The organism is Salinibaculum rarum, assembly GCF_030505615.1.
GTDB classification, from domain to species: domain Archaea; phylum Halobacteriota; class Halobacteria; order Halobacteriales; family Haloarculaceae; genus Salinibaculum; species Salinibaculum rarum.
Window position 1 is genome coordinate 133207 of the sequence record NZ_CP129992.1, and the last position, 16424, is coordinate 149630.

Sequence of the window (16424 nt, forward strand, 5' to 3'; positions counted from 1 at the left end):
GGCTAGTAGCCCAGTTGCTCGCGGACGAGGACCACGGTGGTCCGTCCCTCTTCGAGTTCCTGTCGGAAGATGAGCTGTTTGGCGATTTCGCTCTCGACGCCGTAGGCCTCCTTGGCGCGCTCGTTTTCCAGCGGGTAGGCGACTGATTCGAGGCGGTCGAGCGCGGCATCGAGGTCCGGGACGACCTTGTTCGCGCCGCTGACGATGACGACGTTGCTGGCGGCGAAGGGATAAGCACCGATACGGCTGCCCGAGCGGTCGGCCGCGACGAGTTCGCCCGTCGCCGCGACGGCGTTGATACCACCGAGGAAGTAGTCGGCCGTCTGTGCCTCGCGGCGGGCGGCCTGCCGGCGCTCGTCATCGTCGATGCTCCAGATTTCGTCGGGGAGACTCTCCCACTCGTGGTCGCCCTCGCTCAGGTACTCGGCGAAGCCGATTTCTTCGAGCGTCGTCGAGTGACCGTTCATCACGGACGCACCGGCCGGGATGTGCGATTGCAGCGTCTCCAGCGCGTCCTCGGCGGTGTCGACGACGACGACCTCAAAGCCGTTGGCCTCGAGGTTCGCGACGGCCTCGTCGAGACGGGTTTCGTCCGGCAGTTCGTCGAGCGATGCGTCGATGTCTGTGTCGTCGGCGTAGTCGGATTTTCGTTGGGACATAGGCGGTGTCGGTCTTCGACCGCAGGTAGCACCGAGAGACGCATAAGCACTCGCGGACGCCGGTGTCAGGTGGTTACACCGGTGCCACCGCCTCTCGGCCGCCAAACATTCATGCCTGTTTAGCCCTGCAGTCCGGTAATGACGGCGTCTCCGCCCGGTCCACGCGGTGAACCGCTCTTTGGTAGCAGTCGCCGATACGCGAAAGACCCGTTCCGGTTTCTCTCCGCCTGTGAGAGCGCGTACGGCGATATTGTCGAGTTCAAACTCGGAACCCTGCCGACGTACATGCTCACCAACCCCACCGACATCGAGCGGGTTCTGGTCTCGGAGGCCGATAACTTCCGGAAGCCGGACTTCCAGAGCGACGCGCTCGGGGACCTGCTCGGCGAGGGGCTTCTCCTGAGCGAAGGGGAGACGTGGGAGAAGCAACGCGAGTTGACCAACCCCGCCTTCGCGATGGGGCGGCTGGCGAACTTCGCGGACCGCATCGTCGACCACGCCGACACGATGCTGTCGGGGTGGGCCGACGGCCAGCGCGTCGACGTCGAACAGGAGATGACGGCGGTGACACTCGACGTCATCGCGGACCTGATGCTCGGCGTGGAGTTGAGCGAAGAGCGCATCGAGACGGTCCGCCGGAGTCTCGACCCCCTGGGCGCGCAGTTCGAACCCGACCCGGTCCGCTTTGCCACCCCGAACTGGGTGCCGATGCCCGGCGACCGGGAGTACCAGCAAGCACTCGAGACTCTGGAGGGGGTCGTCGACGACATCATCGCCGAACGGCGCGGCACCGAGGGCAACCCGGAGGCCGACCGGGGTGCCGACGTGCCAATGGATATGCTCTCGATTCTGTTGCGCGCCCAGGAGCGGGGCGAACAGTCCGCCGAGCAACTCCGGGACGAGGTGGTCACGATGTTGCTCGCCGGCCACGACACGACGGCGCTGACCCTGACCTACACCTGGTATCTCCTCTCGGAACACCCGAGTGCCCGCGAGAAGGTCCACGAGGAGGTCGACTCGGTGGTCGACGGGCGCCCGACGATGGACGACGTCCGGCAGTTCGAGTACACCGAGTGGGTCATCGACGAGGCGATGCGGCTCTATCCGCCCGTGTACACCATCTTCAGAGAGCCGACGGCAGACGTGGAACTTGCGGGCTACCCGGTCGAGTCCGGGTCGGCGCTCATGCTGCCACAGTGGGCGGTCCACCGCTCCGAGCGGTGGTGGGACGAGCCAGCGCAGTTCGACCCCGAGCGTTGGACCACAGAGCGCCAGCAGGAGCGCCCGCGCTTTGCCTACTTCCCCTTCGGCGGCGGGCCGCGCCACTGCATCGGCAAGCACCTCGCGAAACTGGAAGCGCAGTTGATTCTCGCCCGAACAGCAAGCCAGTACGAACTCGAATACGCTCGCGACGGGCACTTCGAGTTCCGGCCGTCGCTGACGGTGCACCCGAAAGACGGGATGCCGATGACCGTCCACGAACGGTAGTCCCAAACTGGCAGGTGTCGCCACTTTTGTGGCTCCCACCCCAACCGTGGGTATGGTGACGCGACTCGCCGACGGTGTGTGGTGGTTCGACCTGCAGGGCGTCAACGCCTATCTAGTCGACGACGGCGAGGTGACGCTGGTGGACACAGGGATGCCCTGGCACGCCAGCGAGATTCAGACGGGTATCGAACGCGTCGTCGGGTCGCTCTCGGCCGTCGACCGCGTTTTGATGACACATTTCGATTTCGACCACGTCGGCGGCCTGAACGGACTCGTCGACAGCGGACTCGACGCGCCGGTCGCAATCGGCGTCGACGACGAACCGTATCTCGCGCGTCGCGAGCGCCCGGTCTGGCACAACCGGAAGGGACTCTTTCAGCGCGTGACCGACATCACCCGTGACGCGCCGGCGGTCCCGCTCGAACCAGTCGAAGACGGCGACACGGTCGGTGGGTTCAACGTCTACCACACGCCCGGCCACACACCAGGCCACACGGCATTCGTCGACGAATCCCGCTCGCTGGCGCTGGTCGGTGACCTCGTCCGCGAACGGGGCGGAGAGTTCAGGGTGCCACCGTGGTTTCTCAACTACGACCACCAGGAAGCAGAGGCGAGTCTCCAGTCGTACGTCGAACGCGCACCAGCGGTCGATGTCGTCTGTCAGGGTCACGGCACGCCGTTCGTCGAGAGCGGAAGCGACCAACTCTCGGCAGTCGCGGGCACGCTCGCGGCCGCCGAGTGACGACGCGGTCAGGAATCCAGTTCTTCGGCGACCGCGTCGGCGTCGAGAAGCGCCGGGTCGACCAGCATATCCGCCTGCCGGGAGGCAAAGTCAGGGAGCGAGCCCTCGCTGTAGAAGACGACCTTCAGGTCCTCGTTGAGGTCCTTGGCGACGGCAATCGCGGTCGCCTGTTCGACTTCGGTCAACACGAGGACGCTCGCGTCGTGGGTACCCGCTTCCTCCAGTGCGGGGCGGTTGGCGATGTCCACGCGGGAGACGCTGTGGCCCTCAGATTCGATGGCGGCGGCGATGTCGTGGTCGTCAGTGCCGGCGACGATGACGTTCATTGATGTGGCGGTAGTGTCGCGGGGGCTTGTGTCTTGTCACCCGCGGCCGCGCGACTCCGACAGCGTTACTCGTACTCGATGGTCGCCGGCGGCTTGTGGGTCACGTCGTAGAGCACGCGGGCGACGTTCTCGTTTTCGCCGGTAATCCGGGACTGGATGCGCTGGAGCGTGTCCCAGTCGACGTTCTGGGCGCGGGCGGTCATGCCGTCGCGCGATTCGACCGAGCGGACGGCGACGACCCAGCCGTGAACGCGGTTGTCGCCTTTGACGCCCGTTGCCTTCCCGATGACGGCGGCGAGTGCCTGCCACGGTTCGTGCTCTATCAGTTCCTCCTCGACGACGTGGTTTGCCTCGCGTGCGACGCCGAGTTTCTCCTCGGTGACCTCACCGAGGATGCGCACTGCGAGCCCCGGACCGGGGAAAGGCATCCGCTCGGCGACGATTTCGTCCAGGTCGAGTTCCCGCGCGACTTCCCGGACTTCGTCCTTGTAGAGGTCGCGCATCGGTTCGACGATGCCCTCGAAGTCCACGACTTCGGGGAGGCCGCCGACGTTGTGGTGGCTCTTTATCGTCCCTTCAGATTCGATGCGGTCGGGGTAGATGGTCCCCTGGACGAGGTAGTCGGCGTCGACCTCACGGGCGACCGTCTCGAACTCCCGGATGAACTGCTCGCCGATGGCGTGGCGCTTCTCCTCGGGGTCGGTGATACCTTCGAGGGCATCGAGGAAGCGGTCTTTCGCGTCGATGATTTGCAGCGAGTCCATGTACGCGAAGGTCTCCCGAATCTGGTCGGTTTCGCCCTTGCGCATCAGGCCGGTGTCGACGTAGACGGGCGTGAGCTGGTCGCCGATGGCGTCGTAGGCCAGCGCGGCGGCCGTCGAGGAGTCGACACCGCCCGAGAGCGCGATGACGGCGTTTGCGTCACCGATTTCTTCAGCGATTTCCTCACGAGCGTCGGCAATAAAGGAGTCGACGTCGACCATCAGTGGTCACCTCCTGCGACGGCGAGTTCGTCCTGTGTCGAGAGGATACCGTCGAGAAAGCCCACGAAGGGCGGGCTCGCACGTGTCGGTCGCGAGCGGAACTCGGGATGGAACTGCGTCCCGAAGAAGTACGGGTGGTCGGCCAGTTCCAGAATCTCCATCCGGTTGCCGGAGGTGCCCGAGAAGGTCATCCCGGCGGCCTTGAGGTCGTCGATGTACTCGGGGTTGACCTCGTAGCGGTGACGGTGGCGCTCGGTACAGGAGTCGCTGTCGTAGAGGTCGTGGGCCAGCGTGCCCGATTCGATTTCGGTGACGTGTGCGCCAAGGCGCATCGTCCCGCCCATATCGTCCATCTCCTTTTGTTCGGGCAGGAGGTCGATGACCGGGTGCGGTGTCGACTCGTCCAGTTCCGCGGAGTGGGCACCGTCGAGGTCGAGCACGTTCCGAGCGTACTCGACGACGGCCATCTGGAAGCCCAGACAGAGCCCGAGGAAGGGCACATCGTTTTGCCGGCAGTACCGGATAGCTTCGATTTTCCCTTCGGTTCCGCGGGAGCCAAAGCCACCGGGGACGATGACCCCATCGACGTCGTCGAGTTGGCTGTCGACGCCGTCCGCGAGGTTCTCCGAGTTTATCCACTTGCGCTCGACCTCGACTTGCTTTTCGAGGCCGGCGTGTTTCAGCGACTCGTGAATCGAGATGTAGGCGTCCTCCAGTCCGTACTTGCCCACGAGGGCGACTTTCACCGACCCCTCTTTGTCCTGGGTGACGGTCTCGCGCCAGGTCGTGTCGCGCTCGGGTTCGGGGAGTGCCTCGTCGGCGATGTCGAAGTGGTCCATCACGAAGTCGTCGAGGCCCTCGTCTTCGACGACCAGCGGGACTTTGTAGATGTCGTCCACGTCGGGATTCGAGAAGACGGCATCTTCGGGGACGTCACAGAACAGCGCAATCTTCTCGCGGGTCTCGGGGTCGAGGGGGTCCTCACAGCGGCCGACCAGCACGTCGGGCTGGAGCCCGATAGAGCGCAGTTCCTTGACGCTGTGCTGGGTCGGCTTGGTCTTCTGTTCGCCGTTTTTCGAGTAGGGGACGAGCGTGACGTGCGTAAAGAGAATGTCTTCCTCGTCTTCCTCGTGGGCGAACTGGCGGAGCGCTTCGAGGTAGGGCATCCCCTCGATGTCCCCGACGGTGCCACCGACTTCGACGATGCAGACGTCGGTGTCTTCGGCGGCCTCCCGGACGTGCCGTTTGATTTCGTCGGTGATGTGCGGGATAATCTGGACGGTCTTGCCCAGGTAGTCGCCCGCGCGCTCGGCCTCGATGACCTCCTGGTAGACCTTGCCCGTGGTGACGTTGTGGTCGAAGGTCATGTCGATGTCGAGGAACCGCTCGTAGTTCCCCAGGTCGAGGTCGACCTCGCCACCGTCTTTGAGAACGTAGACCTCGCCGTGCTGGAAGGGGTTCATCGTCCCGGCGTCAACGTTGAGATAGGGGTCAATCTTGACCGCGGTCACGTCGAAGCCGGCGTTGGCCAGCAGGCGACCGGTACTCGCAGCAGTGATACCTTTGCCCAGTCCGGACATCACACCGCCCGTTACGAAAAGGAACTTCCGTCCCAGGCTCGGATCGTAGCCCGTCTCGGATTCTGTCGGCATATCGACCGTGTGCTGGCAGGCCTCAAAACCGTTTCGAACCGACCAGGATTCGCCACGGTGGCGACCGCCCCAGCGGGGACTGTTCGGGGACCGAGCAGGACCGACGGTCGGGCTGGACTTACTTTGCCTGGCGGATACACCAGCCACACGTCGGACAGTTCAGCCGCTCTTCCTCGAACGTGAGTCCACAGCCGACACACTCGAAGTCGGGGTCGCGGCCGATACGGCTTCGAATCTGCTGTTTGATGCTCATTGATATCTGGTCGTCAGTCTATCTTGCCACAGGTGCGACAGCGGGACTTGCCAATCTCCGCGTCGAACACCAGCGACCCCTCCTCACAGAAGCGACACCCCATGTAGCTTGCACAGCGGAGGCTCGGCGAGTCGGTGCTCTCGGTTGCCGATGCAGATTCGACGGCTGAGTCGTTTACGCTCATCAACTACACCAATTGGTCGCCTTTACTAAAAACTTCTGTGTGTATGTGCTAGATAGTCCTAATATACTACTATATTGTGCAATGTATTGAGGAAGAGATGGTCGTTCGTCTGTATTTCTCGTCAGAATTGTCGGTTCGCCCAGTCCGGCCCCTCGATTGGAGCGGCGAGTGGACGAGCGTCGAGTACTGGCCGTATCGGCGGAGCGCCAGCGGTTCGCTCGTCAGGACCGACTACATCGAGTCGGCGAAAAAGGTCGCCACCGATTCGGCGACACGAGCCTGCTGGCCGACGAAAAAGTGGTCTGCCGACAGCGCCTCGACGGTGTGGCCCCGCTCGCGAGCGCGCTGGGCGACGGGGACAGAATCGACGGTGTCGTCGCGCTCGCCGTAGAGGACCTGGACCGGACAGGGGACAGCATCGACGGCGTCGACGACCGAGTCGCCGGCGAGGCTGTTTGCGGGGGCAAGCAGGGAGAGTGCCGCCGGTGCAGAGTCCGACTGACTCTCCTGTGTGGCCGCCCGGAGTGCGACGGCCCCGCCGAAACTGTATCCGAACAGCCCGACCGTCTGGAAGTTCTCGCGGGCCCACGCGAGCGCGCTCCGCGCGTCGGTCACCTCCGCCTGCCCCTCGTCCCACGGGCCGTAGTCGAAACGCAGGCAGGCAATCGCGCGGTCGTCGAGCGCGTCGCTGACGGCGCGCAGTCGCCCGTCACGGCGGTCGCCGCCCATCTGGGGGTGGGGCGGACAGGCGACGACAGCGGCCTCGGTATCGGTTCGTGAGACGGTCGCGCGCACGTCCCGCGGGCCGGGGAGCCGGAGCGTCTCGGACATACCCGAAGCCAATGCGTGTAAGAATTTTAAGTTTCGGCGGCTAACGTGTCGGTATATGGGAATCCTCTCGCGTGCATCGTACGTCATCCGGTCGAAACTCAACGCGGTGCTCAACCGCAGCGAGGACCCGGGTCAGACGCTCGATTACTCCTACGAACAGCTCCGGGACCAGCTCCAGGACGTAAAGCAGGGCATCGCGGACCTGACGACACAGAAAAAGCGCCTTGAAATCCAGAAACGCCGCCTCGAAGAGAACGTCGAGAAACACAACGAGCAGGCCCGCGCCGCCGTCGAGCAGGACCGCGACGACCTCGCGCGGCGTGCGCTGGAGAAGAAAAAACAGAAGATGACACAGATAGAGGAGCTGGAAGGGCAGATTGCGGACCTCCAGGCGAAACAGGACCAGCTCGTCGAAAAGAAAGACGAACTCCAGGAGCAAATCGAGCAGTTCCGGACGCGCAAGGAGACGATGAAAGCCCGCTACGAGGCCGCCGAAGCCAGCGCCCGCGTCTCCGAGGCGATGACCGGTGCCGGCGACGAGATGAGCGAAGTTTCGAGGACTATCGAACGCGCCGAAGAGCGCACCGAGGAGATGGAAGCACGCTCTGCGGCGCTCGATGAACTCCAGGAGACCGGCGCACTCGAAAACCAGTTGTCCGACAAGAGCAGCCTCGACCGCGAACTCGAGGATATCACACAGGACAACGAAGTCGACGCGGAACTGGAGACGCTCAAATCCGAGATGAGCGAGGACCGTGACGCAGTCGAGGCGGACACCGCCGATGTGGAATCAACCGAGGCCGACACAGCGGACACGGAGAGTGCCGACGTGGAGACGCCGGCGGTCGACGAAAGCGAGGTCGAAGCGGAACTCGAGGAACTCAAAGACGAGGAGTGAGCGTCACCTGCGAGAAGGGCTGTTTTCGGGGCATAGACCGACAGCGCGATAGCGCGGCCATTCGGCACGCTTTTTACTGCCCATCGGGTTTCCTGTGGTATGCGACTGCTGTTCATTCACTCCGACCATCTGGAGTTCGAGGCGCGGGAAAAGGCCGGCCCCGACAGCCTCGCCGAGACAGAGGGGGTTCCGATGGAGGGACGCATGGAAGAGTGTGTCACGGCCTTCATCAGCGTCGAGTCCGACGACGAGGAAGACATCGACGGCGTCGTCGAGAACGCACTGGAGGAGTTGCGGGACGTGACCGGCCAGCTCAACACCCGCAACGTCGTCCTCTACCCCTACGCCCACCTGAGCGAAGACCTCGCCAGTCCCGACGCCGCAAAGCGCGTCATGCAGGACCTCGAAGCCGCCCTGGAAGCCGAGGACTACGAGATTCTGCGCGCACCGTTTGGCTGGTACAAATCCTTCGAGGTCTCCTGTAAGGGCCACCCGCTCTCGGAGCTGTCCCGTCACGTCGCTCACCACCGCGACGAGGAGAAGGACGAAGAAGACCTAGACCGCGAACCCAGCGACTGGGAAGTGATGTATCCGGGCGGCGAGACAGACGACGCCGTCAGCGCCAAGGCCGACACCAGTTCGGACATGCAGGCCTTCATCGAGGACGAAGTCGAGGACATCGTCGCCAGCGCCGGCGAGGAGCCGCCCCACCTCGAGATTATGAAAGAGAAGGAACTGGTGGGCTACGACGACCTCTCTGACGTTGGCAACCTCCGCTTTTACCCGCGTGGGAAGCTCATCCGGGATGCCCTGATGGAGTACGTCAACGACCTGGTCGTCGACTACGGCGGGATGCCCGTCGAGACGCCCATCATGTACGACCTGGGTGCACGCTGTATCGACGAACACGCCGGGAAGTTCGGCGAGCGCCAGTACCGCTTCGAGTCCGGCGACCGTCGGATGATGCTGCGCTTTGCCGCGTGTTTCGGCCAGTTCTCCATCATGCGCGATATGCACATCTCGGAGAACGACCTCCCGCTGCGCATCTACGAGATGTCGACGTACTCGTTCCGCCGCGAGCAGAAGGGTGAGGTGACCGGCCTCAAGCGCCTTCGTGCCTTTACGATGCCGGACATGCACACCGCCACAGGGGACATGGACCAGGCCCGCGAGGAGCTGATGAAACAGGCCAAACTCGCGCTCCAGACCTCCGAGGACCTCGATATCAACTACGAGCCGGCCATCCGGATGACCCGGGAGTTCTACGAGGAAAACGAGGCGTGGGTCGAGGAAGTCGTCGACGAACTCGGCAAGCCCGCACTCCTCGAAATTATCCCCGAGCGCCACCACTACTGGTCTGCGAAAATCGACTTCGCCGCCATCGACGGGCTGGGCCGTCCAATCGAGAACCCGACGGTGCAGATAGACGTCGAGAGCGCCGAACGGTTCGACATCGAGTACACCGACGGAACGAACCAGCACCACCCGCCAATCCTCCACTACTCGCCGTCGGGCGGTATCGAGCGCGTGATGGCCGCACTGCTGGAACAGACGGCGACGATGGACAACCCGCGCCTGCCGACGTGGCTCTCGCCGACGCAGGTCCGATTTATTCCGGTCAACCCCAACGAACACCTCGAGTACTGCGAGGAGTTGTCCGACGAACTCGAAGCGGCAGACATCCGCGTCGACATCGACGAGCGCGACGAGTCCGTCGGCAAGCGCATCGCCGAGGCCGAGACCGACTGGGTGCCCTACTACATCATCGTCGGGAGCGACGAAATCGAGGGCGACCAGCTCGGTGTCAACGTCCGCGCCGAGGGCGAAGAGATCGACATGACCCTGGAGGAACTCGTCGACACCGTCGAAGAAGACATCGCCGACCTGCCACAGCAGGCCCGCTACCTGCCAAAGCACGTCAGCAATCACCCGAAGTTCACGGGTAACTGATAGAACAATAGTTTCCGTGTGTCCGACACACACGGCCGCTATCTAACAGTAGTTTTACCATCATTCTGCAAATTTTACACTAACGGCAAGCCGACAGACGGTACTCCGGCCGATATCGCAAGCGCCGGAAAACAATTAAGTCCGGTCGCGGAGTGGCGCACATCATGTACGACGACATTCTCCTGCCGACCGACGGGAGTTCCGCCATGGCCACCGCGCTCGAGCATGCAGTAGCCATCGCCACCGACCAGGACGCACGTATCCACGTCATCTATGTCGTGGACAAACGGCTGTACACGGCCGCAAGCGAGGACAGCACTGACGAGATTCGCCAGTCGCTCGAAGAGGAGGCGGAGATTGCCCTCGACGACGCACGCGTCCACATCGAGGACGAGGGCATCGAGTGTCTCACACACAGTGAAGAAGGGATTCCGTACACGACGATTACCGACTACGCCGACGAGCAGGAAGTCGACCTCGTGGTGATGGGAACGCACGGCGAGACCGGCCGCGAGCGGATGGTCAACCTCGGGAGCACCACCGAGCGCGTTCTGAAGAACGCCTCGATGCCCGTGCTCGTCGTCGACCTCGAGTGACCGGTCAGACTCAAACGTTTTGTCGGAGGGGTACCTGCGCTCGCTATGGACAGTCGCAGCTACACGTTCGACGGAGCGGACCCCGACATCCACGAGAGCGCCTCGGTGAGCCAGGAGAGTACGCTGGTCGGCGAGGTGCGCGTCGGGCCCGACGTGACCGTCTGGCCCGGCGCGGTTCTCCGTGGCGACGTCGACCCGGTCGAACTCGGCGCGGGGAGCGCAATCGGTGACAACGCCGTCTTGCACGCCTCGACGGTCGGCGAGGACGGCCTGGTCGGCCACGGCGCAGTGCTCAACGACAGCCACGTCGAGTCCGGCGCGATGGTCGGGTTCAACGCCACCATCTCGGAGGCCACGGTCGGCTCTGGCAGTCTCGTCGCCATGGGGACGGTCGTCCCCTCCGGGTACGAGGTCCCACCAGACTCGTTCGTGCGCGGGACGCCCGCCCGCGTGACCCCCCTCTCGGAGACCGACATCGACCGCGAGAGCGTCTTCGAGGACTTCGCCTCCGGCGACTACGCCCACCTCGTCGACGGACACGAGGAACTGTTCGACCGATGACCGACCTCGCCGACATCGTCGAGCGGTCGCTGACTGCAGAGACGGAAGCTACCTTCACCGAGCGGGTCGACCGGCAAGCCGCCACACTCCGGGACGGTATCGTGGCCGGCGAGATGGACAACGACGAGTTCGCCGTCGGACTGGAGATGGAAGTGTACGCCGTCGCCCGAGGCGCGACCGACACGGACGCCGGTGAAGACGGGCGACTGGCGACGCTCCCGGCGAGTGTCTTCGAGAGTGCCGCGAACAAGGAGCTGGGAGTGCACAACGCCGAGTTGAACACCGACCCGAACGTCTTAGACGGGGAGGGACTCGCCGCCCAGGCCGACAGCATCGCCGAGCAGTTCGCGGCGGGCCAGGCCGCCGCCGAGGCACACGACCGGGAGCTCGTTCTCGATGCGATGTGGACCATCCCGCCGGCCGAGGGCAGTCTCGACTACCTCGATACCGTCGAGTGGCACGAGGACGTCGCGGTCGCCCGGAACATGCGCCCGGCACCGCGATACGTTGCCATCGACAACCACGTCCGGCGGCTCACCGACGGCCACATCGACCTCGACGTTCCCGGGGCGAGTCACACCTTCCAGACGATTCTCTTCGAGTCGCTGGCCACCTCGATTCAGCCACACCTCCAGATACCCTCCGCCGGGGTCTTTCCGACGTACTACAACACGGCCATCCGGACGATGGGACCGGTGGTGGCACTCAGCGCGAACTCGCCGTTCCTGCCCGCCGATTGTTACGACACGGTCTCCGACCCGGACTCGCTCGTCGACAAGACACATCACGAACTCCGGATTGCGGCCTTCGAGCAGTCGGTCAACCACACCGGCGAGAGCAAGGTCAGAGTGCCAGGGGACTTAGAGGACACCAGCGACGTCGTCGACCGCGTGGTCGAAGACGACCTCTATGCCCCGTTCCTGCGGGAGTGGGTCCACGACGGCGACCGCGAGACGTTCCACGACGACCACTGGGAGTTCGACCACAAGCGGGGCACCTACTGGCGGTGGCTCCGCTGTGTCGTCGGCGGCGACCCCGTCGGCACCGGCGACGAGCGCTCCCTGCGCATCGAGTATCGCCCCATTCCGACCCAGCCCACGATTCGGGACGTGGTCGGAATGCAGGCGCTGACGGCAGGCCTCGTCCGCGGACTGGTCGCCGCCGACCACCCGCTTGCTGACCTGGCGTGGGACGACGCCGAACAGTCCTTCTACAGCGCCGTCGAGGACGGCCTCGCTGCCGACCTCGCGTGGGTGACCAGTGACGGCAAGCGGACGACCGACAGCGAGGCCATCTTCGAGGAAGTGTTCGAGTTCGCCCGACACGGACTACACGAGTCCGGCGTCTCAGCGGCTGACATCGACCACTATCTCGCCCCCATCGAGTCCCGCTGGGACGACCGGACGACGCCCAGCGCCTGGAAGAAAGACCGGGTCCACGACCGGCTCGACGACGGGATGACACTCGACGCGGCGATTACAGCGATGCAACGCGACTACATCGACCGGAGCCGCCAGCACTCGTCGTTCGCGGAGTGGCTGTAGCCGAACGAACACGGAGCGGCTATCGCCGGACAGACGCGGGTGGCCGGCGAGACTACCGGGACACGGCGCCAGTCCCCGAATCGACGGCGTCGAGGTCCAGCCGTCCCTCGGGCATCGGCACGCCGTCGTAGGGGTCCTCGGCGAGCAAGAGCGCGCCGTCGAGGTCCACGTACTCACACAGCGGCGCGAGGTGGCAGGCGCCGGCGATAGCGGCGTTCGAGGTGACCATACAGCCGACCATCGTCTCCAGTCCGTGTGCGTTCGCGGTCGCAATCTGCTGGAGTGCGCCACGGAGACCGCCGCACTTGCTCACCTTCACGACGACGATGTCGACCGCGTCGGCCACGCGGGGCACGCCGTCGGCTGTCACACACGACTCGTCGGCCGCCACCGGGAGCGCGCCGTCCTCGGAGACGGCACGGAGGCCGTCGATGTCGTCGGCCGGAACCGGCTGTTCGACGAACTCGACGCCCTGGTCGGCCAGCCACTCTGTCGCAGCGATGGCTTCTTCCGGTTCCCAGCCGCCGTTGGCGTCTACGCGCAACCGGGCGTCGGGGGCGGCCTCCCGAATGGCTGCCACGCGAGCGCGGTCATCGTCTCGCGGCTCCGCCGCTCGGCTGTCCGCGGAGCGTCGCTCCGCGCTATCCGTTCCGACCTTGATTTTCAGGATAGAATACCCGTCGTCGACGGCGCGTTCGGCCTTTTCGGCCATCCGTTCGGGCGTGTCGATGCCGATGGAGTAGGAACTCGTCGGGGCTGTGTCGGGGTCCAGTCCCCACCGCCGGTAGAGCGGTTCGCTCTGCTGACTGGCAGCGAGGTCGTGAACCGCAATCGACACCGCTGCTCGCGCAGCGGCCTGGTCGGGAGCGCGCTCGCGCAGTCGACGCTCGATGCGTTGCTGTGCGTGCGGGTCGCCAACGTCCTCCACGACAACGAGCAACTCCGGGAGGACGGCGAGTGCGCTCTCGACGCTCTCGTCGTAGTAGGCGGCCGGCGACGCCGCACCGACCCCGACAGTCCCCGACTCGTCGGCGATACGGACGCGGACGTTCGCTGCAGTCTCGCGGGTCCCGTAGGTGGTTCCGAAGTCGTCGGCAAGCGGCAGCGAGAGTCGGTCGAAGTCAGTCGAGAGTGTCATTAGAGCAGGTCGTCGAACGGGCCGGCTTTGGCCGCTTCCAGACGCTGGAACTGGTCTGCCGAGAGGTCGACCGTCGCCGCGCGGAGATTTTCCTCCAGCTGGTCAGTCGTGCGCGCACCGACGATGGGTGCGGTGACGTCCGGATGGTGCAGGTGATAGGCCATCGCGACCTGTGCGGGCGTGGCCTCGACTTCTCCGGCGACGGCCTCGACGACGTCCAGCGCGTCGAAGTTCTCAGCGGTCAGGTAGCGGTCCTCCCAGCCCTCCGTGTCGGATGCAGTCGCGTCCTCGGGCATGTCCTCGTCGCGCTGGTACTTCCCGGTGAGAAAGCCCTGTGCGAGCGGACTCCAGGGAACCACTCCCACGTCGTTCGTCCGGCAAAACTCCAGATACTCCCCTTCGATTTCCCGGTTGGCGAGATTGTAGCGTGGCTGGGTGACAGTGAACGGCTCCCAGCCGTAGCGGTCGGCGATGTCGTTGGCGCGGGCAATCTTCCAGGCGTTCGGTGCAAGCGTCGACGCTCCCAGATAGTTGACTCTGCCATCCTGAACGAACCCATCGAGGGTACGCATGAGTTCGCGGGCGGGCGTGTCGTCGTCCCAGCGGTGGATATAGAGGAGGTCGAGATACTCCGTGCCGAGGCGGTCGAGAATCTGGTCGAGTTGCCGCCGAAGGTGTTTGCGGCTCAGCCCCCGTCCGTTGGGGTCGTCCTCGCGAGTAGGCCAGTAGATTTTGGAAGCGACGACGAAGTCTTCGCGGTCGCGGTCGGCAAGCCAGTCGCCAATCCAGGACTCGCTCGTCCCCTCGCCGTACACGTCAGCGGTATCGATAAAGCGGCCGCCGTGGGCCTCGTAGGTGTCGAGCAACGCCATCGCTGTCGAGCGGTCCGTTTCGAGGTTGCCCGCGTCGGTCTCGCGACCGAAGCGCCACGTCCCGAAGGCGAGTTCGCTCACGTCCAGTCCGGTCCGGCCGAGCGAAACGGTGTCTATGTCCATTATGCATCGGTACGACCGGCGCGGACAGAAAGGTTCGGGTCAGTCGGCAGCGTCGGCCGACACACTCCCCTCGGCGTCGCTCTCGATTTCGAAGTCCGCGACCGTCTTGCCCTCCCGGACCATCTTCTCGGCGACGATGAACTTCTCCATCCGGCCGAGTCGCTCCCAGTCGAGGTCGTCTGGCGGGGTCGCCTCGAAGTCCGTGAACTGCTGGTAGACCCCGTCGTGGACGAACCGACTGAACGCCCCACAGGCGTCGCAGGTCTGTTTGATGTGCGAGACGTTGAAGTCCCGGTCGACAGTTTCGTCGCGGCAGTCGAGACAGCGGTAAGTGGTGGTAGGCACTGTTAGGCGAACAACTCCTCGGTCGCTTCTAGAGCCTCGACCAACTTGTCGACTTCCGCGGTCGTGTTGTAGATGTAGAACGACGCACGCGCGGAGGCGGCGATGCCGAGTTTGTCGTGCAGGGGCTGCGTGCAGTGGTCACCGGCACGGACAGCGACGGCGAACTCGTTTAAGATTTCGCTGGTGTCGTGGGCGTGGACAGTACCCAGATTGAACGAAACCAGCGCACTCCGGTCGTCGGCCGGCGGGCCGAGAATCCGGATGTCGTCGAACGTCTCGGTGAGACGGTCGTGAGCGTACTCCGCGAGATGTTCGCCGTGAGCCCTGACGTTCTCCATCCCGATGTCGTCGAGGTAATCACACGCCTCCGCGAGCGCGATGCCCTGTGCGATGACCGGCGTCCCGGCCTCGAACTTCCAGGGGAGTTCGTGCCACGTCGAGTCCTCAAAGGTGACCTTCGAGATCATCATCCCACCGTAGAGGTACGGCTGCATCTCTTCTAACAGGTGTTCTTTCCCGTAGAGAACGCCGATACCGGTCGGTCCGCACATCTTGTGGCCCGAAAAGGCAAAGAAGTCGGCGTCGATGTCCTGGACGTCGACGGGCATGTGCGGGACCGACTGTGCGCCGTCGACGAAACAGAGCGCGTCGTGGTCGTGGGCGATGTCGGCGAGTTCGGAGACGGGGTTGATGGTGCCCAGCGTGTTCGAGACGTGGACGACGCTGACCATCTCGGTGTCGTCGGTAATCATCTCGCGAGCGGCGTCCATGTCGAGGTAGCCCTCGTCGTCGACCGGGACGAACTTCACTTCGGCACCGGTCTTTTTCGCGATTTGCTGCCAGGTGACGAGTGCGGCGTGGTGTTCCATCTCCGTGAGCACAATCTCGTCGCCGGGGCCGAGTTCGGCCAGTCCCCACGCGTAGGCGACGGTGTTCATGCTCTCGGTGGTGTTTTTCGTGAAGACGATTTCCTCGCGGCCCTCGGCACCGATGAAGTCGGCGACGCGGTCGTGGGCGTCCTCGTAGGCGATGGAGGCTTCCTGACTCAGTTGGTGGAGGCCGCGGTGGACGTTGGCGTTGGTGTGCCGGTAGTAATCGGCGATAGTGTCGACCACCTGGTCGGGGGTCTGTGAGGTGGCCGCGTTGTCCAGATAGACCAGTTGTTCGCCGCCGAACTCCCGGTCGAGGATGGGGAAGTCCTCCCGGATTCGCTCGACGTCGAGCACGTCTGACTCGGTGGTTGCCATTGTCGAACAGAACGGCTGGATAGCTAATTGTT

General features: G+C 64.4%; 18 protein-coding genes. 7 read left to right on the plus strand and 11 right to left on the minus strand.

The window, feature by feature from the left end; translation table 11 throughout:
* Positions 1 to 2: 2 nt before the first annotated feature.
* Positions 3 to 659, minus strand: coding sequence for a lactate utilization protein (locus QYL91_RS00730; RefSeq protein ID WP_302081475.1), 657 nt, complete (start codon positions 657 to 659; stop codon positions 3 to 5).
* A gap of 138 nt (positions 660 to 797) precedes the next feature.
* Between QYL91_RS00730 and QYL91_RS00735 the strand changes: the two genes are divergently transcribed.
* Positions 798 to 2147, plus strand: a complete 1350-nt coding sequence (locus QYL91_RS00735; protein ID WP_302081476.1) for a cytochrome P450 — start codon at positions 798 to 800, stop codon at positions 2145 to 2147.
* 52 nt (positions 2148 to 2199) lie between these two features.
* Positions 2200 to 2889, plus strand: coding sequence for an MBL fold metallo-hydrolase (locus QYL91_RS00740; protein WP_302081477.1), 690 nt, complete (start codon positions 2200 to 2202; stop codon positions 2887 to 2889).
* A gap of 8 nt (positions 2890 to 2897) precedes the next feature.
* On the opposite strand, the gene QYL91_RS00745 is transcribed toward QYL91_RS00740, so the two are convergent.
* The 6 genes from QYL91_RS00745 to QYL91_RS00770 all read right to left on the minus strand — a co-directional run bounded on the left by QYL91_RS00745 (position 2898) and on the right by QYL91_RS00770 (position 7118).
* On the minus strand, positions 2898 to 3215 hold the full coding sequence (locus QYL91_RS00745) for a DUF7126 family protein (protein WP_302081478.1): 318 nt from the start codon (positions 3213 to 3215) through the stop codon (positions 2898 to 2900).
* A gap of 65 nt (positions 3216 to 3280) precedes the next feature.
* Positions 3281 to 4198 (minus strand): glutamine-hydrolyzing GMP synthase, encoded by a 918-nt coding sequence (gene guaA, locus QYL91_RS00750; RefSeq protein ID WP_302081479.1) that lies wholly within the window; start codon positions 4196 to 4198, stop codon positions 3281 to 3283.
* A complete protein-coding gene (locus QYL91_RS00755) occupies positions 4198 to 5850 on the minus strand; it encodes a CTP synthase (RefSeq protein WP_302081480.1) in 1653 nt (550 codons plus the stop codon). The genes guaA and QYL91_RS00755 overlap by 1 nt, the downstream gene beginning before the upstream one ends.
* Before the next feature lie 118 nt (positions 5851 to 5968).
* A complete protein-coding gene (locus QYL91_RS00760) occupies positions 5969 to 6103 on the minus strand; it encodes a hypothetical protein (RefSeq protein WP_302081481.1) in 135 nt (44 codons plus the stop codon).
* Positions 6104 to 6116: 13 nt separating this feature from the next.
* Positions 6117 to 6287, minus strand: a complete 171-nt coding sequence (locus QYL91_RS00765) for a hypothetical protein (RefSeq protein ID WP_302081482.1) — start codon at positions 6285 to 6287, stop codon at positions 6117 to 6119.
* Between the two features lie 231 nt (positions 6288 to 6518).
* Entirely contained in the window at positions 6519 to 7118 is a 600-nt protein-coding gene (locus QYL91_RS00770; RefSeq protein WP_302081483.1) for an alpha/beta hydrolase, read from the minus strand.
* A gap of 55 nt (positions 7119 to 7173) precedes the next feature.
* On the opposite strand from QYL91_RS00770, the gene QYL91_RS00775 reads away from it, so the two are divergent.
* The 5 genes from QYL91_RS00775 (at position 7174) to QYL91_RS00795 (ending at position 12667) form a co-directional block, all read left to right on the plus strand.
* Entirely contained in the window at positions 7174 to 8016 is an 843-nt protein-coding gene (locus tag QYL91_RS00775; RefSeq protein WP_302081484.1) for a PspA/IM30 family protein, read from the plus strand.
* A 99-nt stretch (positions 8017 to 8115) separates the two neighbouring features.
* Positions 8116 to 9966 (plus strand): threonine--tRNA ligase, encoded by a 1851-nt coding sequence (locus tag QYL91_RS00780; RefSeq protein ID WP_302081485.1) that lies wholly within the window; start codon positions 8116 to 8118, stop codon positions 9964 to 9966.
* 164 nt (positions 9967 to 10130) lie between these two features.
* The gene (locus tag QYL91_RS00785; RefSeq protein WP_302081486.1) at positions 10131 to 10562 is read left to right on the plus strand and encodes a universal stress protein; all 432 of its coding nucleotides are present in this window, start codon (positions 10131 to 10133) and stop codon (positions 10560 to 10562) included.
* Between the two features lie 45 nt (positions 10563 to 10607).
* A complete protein-coding gene (locus QYL91_RS00790; RefSeq protein WP_302081487.1) occupies positions 10608 to 11123 on the plus strand; it encodes a gamma carbonic anhydrase family protein in 516 nt (171 codons plus the stop codon).
* A complete protein-coding gene (locus QYL91_RS00795; protein ID WP_302081488.1) occupies positions 11120 to 12667 on the plus strand; it encodes a glutamate-cysteine ligase family protein in 1548 nt (515 codons plus the stop codon). The genes QYL91_RS00790 and QYL91_RS00795 overlap by 4 nt, the downstream gene beginning before the upstream one ends.
* A 52-nt stretch (positions 12668 to 12719) precedes the next feature.
* Here the strand turns inward: QYL91_RS00795 and QYL91_RS00800 are convergent, their stop codons facing one another.
* The 4 genes from QYL91_RS00800 to QYL91_RS00815 are packed head-to-tail and all read right to left on the minus strand — an operon-like array spanning position 12720 to position 16392.
* A complete protein-coding gene (locus tag QYL91_RS00800; protein ID WP_302081489.1) occupies positions 12720 to 13805 on the minus strand; it encodes a dipeptide epimerase in 1086 nt (361 codons plus the stop codon).
* Entirely contained in the window at positions 13805 to 14800 is a 996-nt protein-coding gene (locus QYL91_RS00805; protein WP_302081490.1) for an aldo/keto reductase, read from the minus strand. Before QYL91_RS00805 ends, QYL91_RS00800 begins: the two co-directional genes overlap by 1 nt.
* Positions 14801 to 14839: 39 nt before the next feature.
* Positions 14840 to 15145, minus strand: a complete 306-nt coding sequence (locus QYL91_RS00810) for a hypothetical protein (RefSeq protein ID WP_302081491.1) — start codon at positions 15143 to 15145, stop codon at positions 14840 to 14842.
* A gap of 2 nt (positions 15146 to 15147) precedes the next feature.
* Positions 15148 to 16392, minus strand: coding sequence for an aminotransferase class V-fold PLP-dependent enzyme (locus QYL91_RS00815; RefSeq protein ID WP_302081492.1), 1245 nt, complete (start codon positions 16390 to 16392; stop codon positions 15148 to 15150).
* Between the last annotated feature and the right edge of the window lie 32 nt (positions 16393 to 16424).

Excerpts from the sequence above, each read along its gene's own strand:
- QYL91_RS00730 (WP_302081475.1), bottom strand. The coding sequence starts at position 659 with ATGTCCCAACGAAAATCCGACTACGCCGACGACACAGACATCGACGCA.
- QYL91_RS00735 (WP_302081476.1), top strand. The coding sequence starts at position 798 with ATGACGGCGTCTCCGCCCGGTCCACGCGGTGAACCGCTCTTTGGTAGC.
- QYL91_RS00740 (WP_302081477.1), top strand. The coding sequence starts at position 2,200 with ATGGTGACGCGACTCGCCGACGGTGTGTGGTGGTTCGACCTGCAGGGC.
- QYL91_RS00745 (WP_302081478.1), bottom strand. The coding sequence starts at position 3,215 with ATGAACGTCATCGTCGCCGGCACTGACGACCACGACATCGCCGCCGCC.
- guaA (WP_302081479.1), bottom strand. The coding sequence starts at position 4,198 with ATGGTCGACGTCGACTCCTTTATTGCCGACGCTCGTGAGGAAATCGCT.
- QYL91_RS00755 (WP_302081480.1), bottom strand. The coding sequence starts at position 5,850 with ATGCCGACAGAATCCGAGACGGGCTACGATCCGAGCCTGGGACGGAAG.
- QYL91_RS00760 (WP_302081481.1), bottom strand. The coding sequence starts at position 6,103 with ATGAGCATCAAACAGCAGATTCGAAGCCGTATCGGCCGCGACCCCGAC.
- QYL91_RS00765 (WP_302081482.1), bottom strand. The coding sequence starts at position 6,287 with ATGAGCGTAAACGACTCAGCCGTCGAATCTGCATCGGCAACCGAGAGC.
- QYL91_RS00770 (WP_302081483.1), bottom strand. The coding sequence starts at position 7,118 with ATGTCCGAGACGCTCCGGCTCCCCGGCCCGCGGGACGTGCGCGCGACC.
- QYL91_RS00775 (WP_302081484.1), top strand. The coding sequence starts at position 7,174 with ATGGGAATCCTCTCGCGTGCATCGTACGTCATCCGGTCGAAACTCAAC.
- QYL91_RS00780 (WP_302081485.1), top strand. The coding sequence starts at position 8,116 with ATGCGACTGCTGTTCATTCACTCCGACCATCTGGAGTTCGAGGCGCGG.
- QYL91_RS00785 (WP_302081486.1), top strand. The coding sequence starts at position 10,131 with ATGTACGACGACATTCTCCTGCCGACCGACGGGAGTTCCGCCATGGCC.
- QYL91_RS00790 (WP_302081487.1), top strand. The coding sequence starts at position 10,608 with ATGGACAGTCGCAGCTACACGTTCGACGGAGCGGACCCCGACATCCAC.
- QYL91_RS00795 (WP_302081488.1), top strand. The coding sequence starts at position 11,120 with ATGACCGACCTCGCCGACATCGTCGAGCGGTCGCTGACTGCAGAGACG.
- QYL91_RS00800 (WP_302081489.1), bottom strand. The coding sequence starts at position 13,805 with ATGACACTCTCGACTGACTTCGACCGACTCTCGCTGCCGCTTGCCGAC.
- QYL91_RS00805 (WP_302081490.1), bottom strand. The coding sequence starts at position 14,800 with ATGGACATAGACACCGTTTCGCTCGGCCGGACCGGACTGGACGTGAGC.
- QYL91_RS00815 (WP_302081492.1), bottom strand. The coding sequence starts at position 16,392 with ATGGCAACCACCGAGTCAGACGTGCTCGACGTCGAGCGAATCCGGGAG.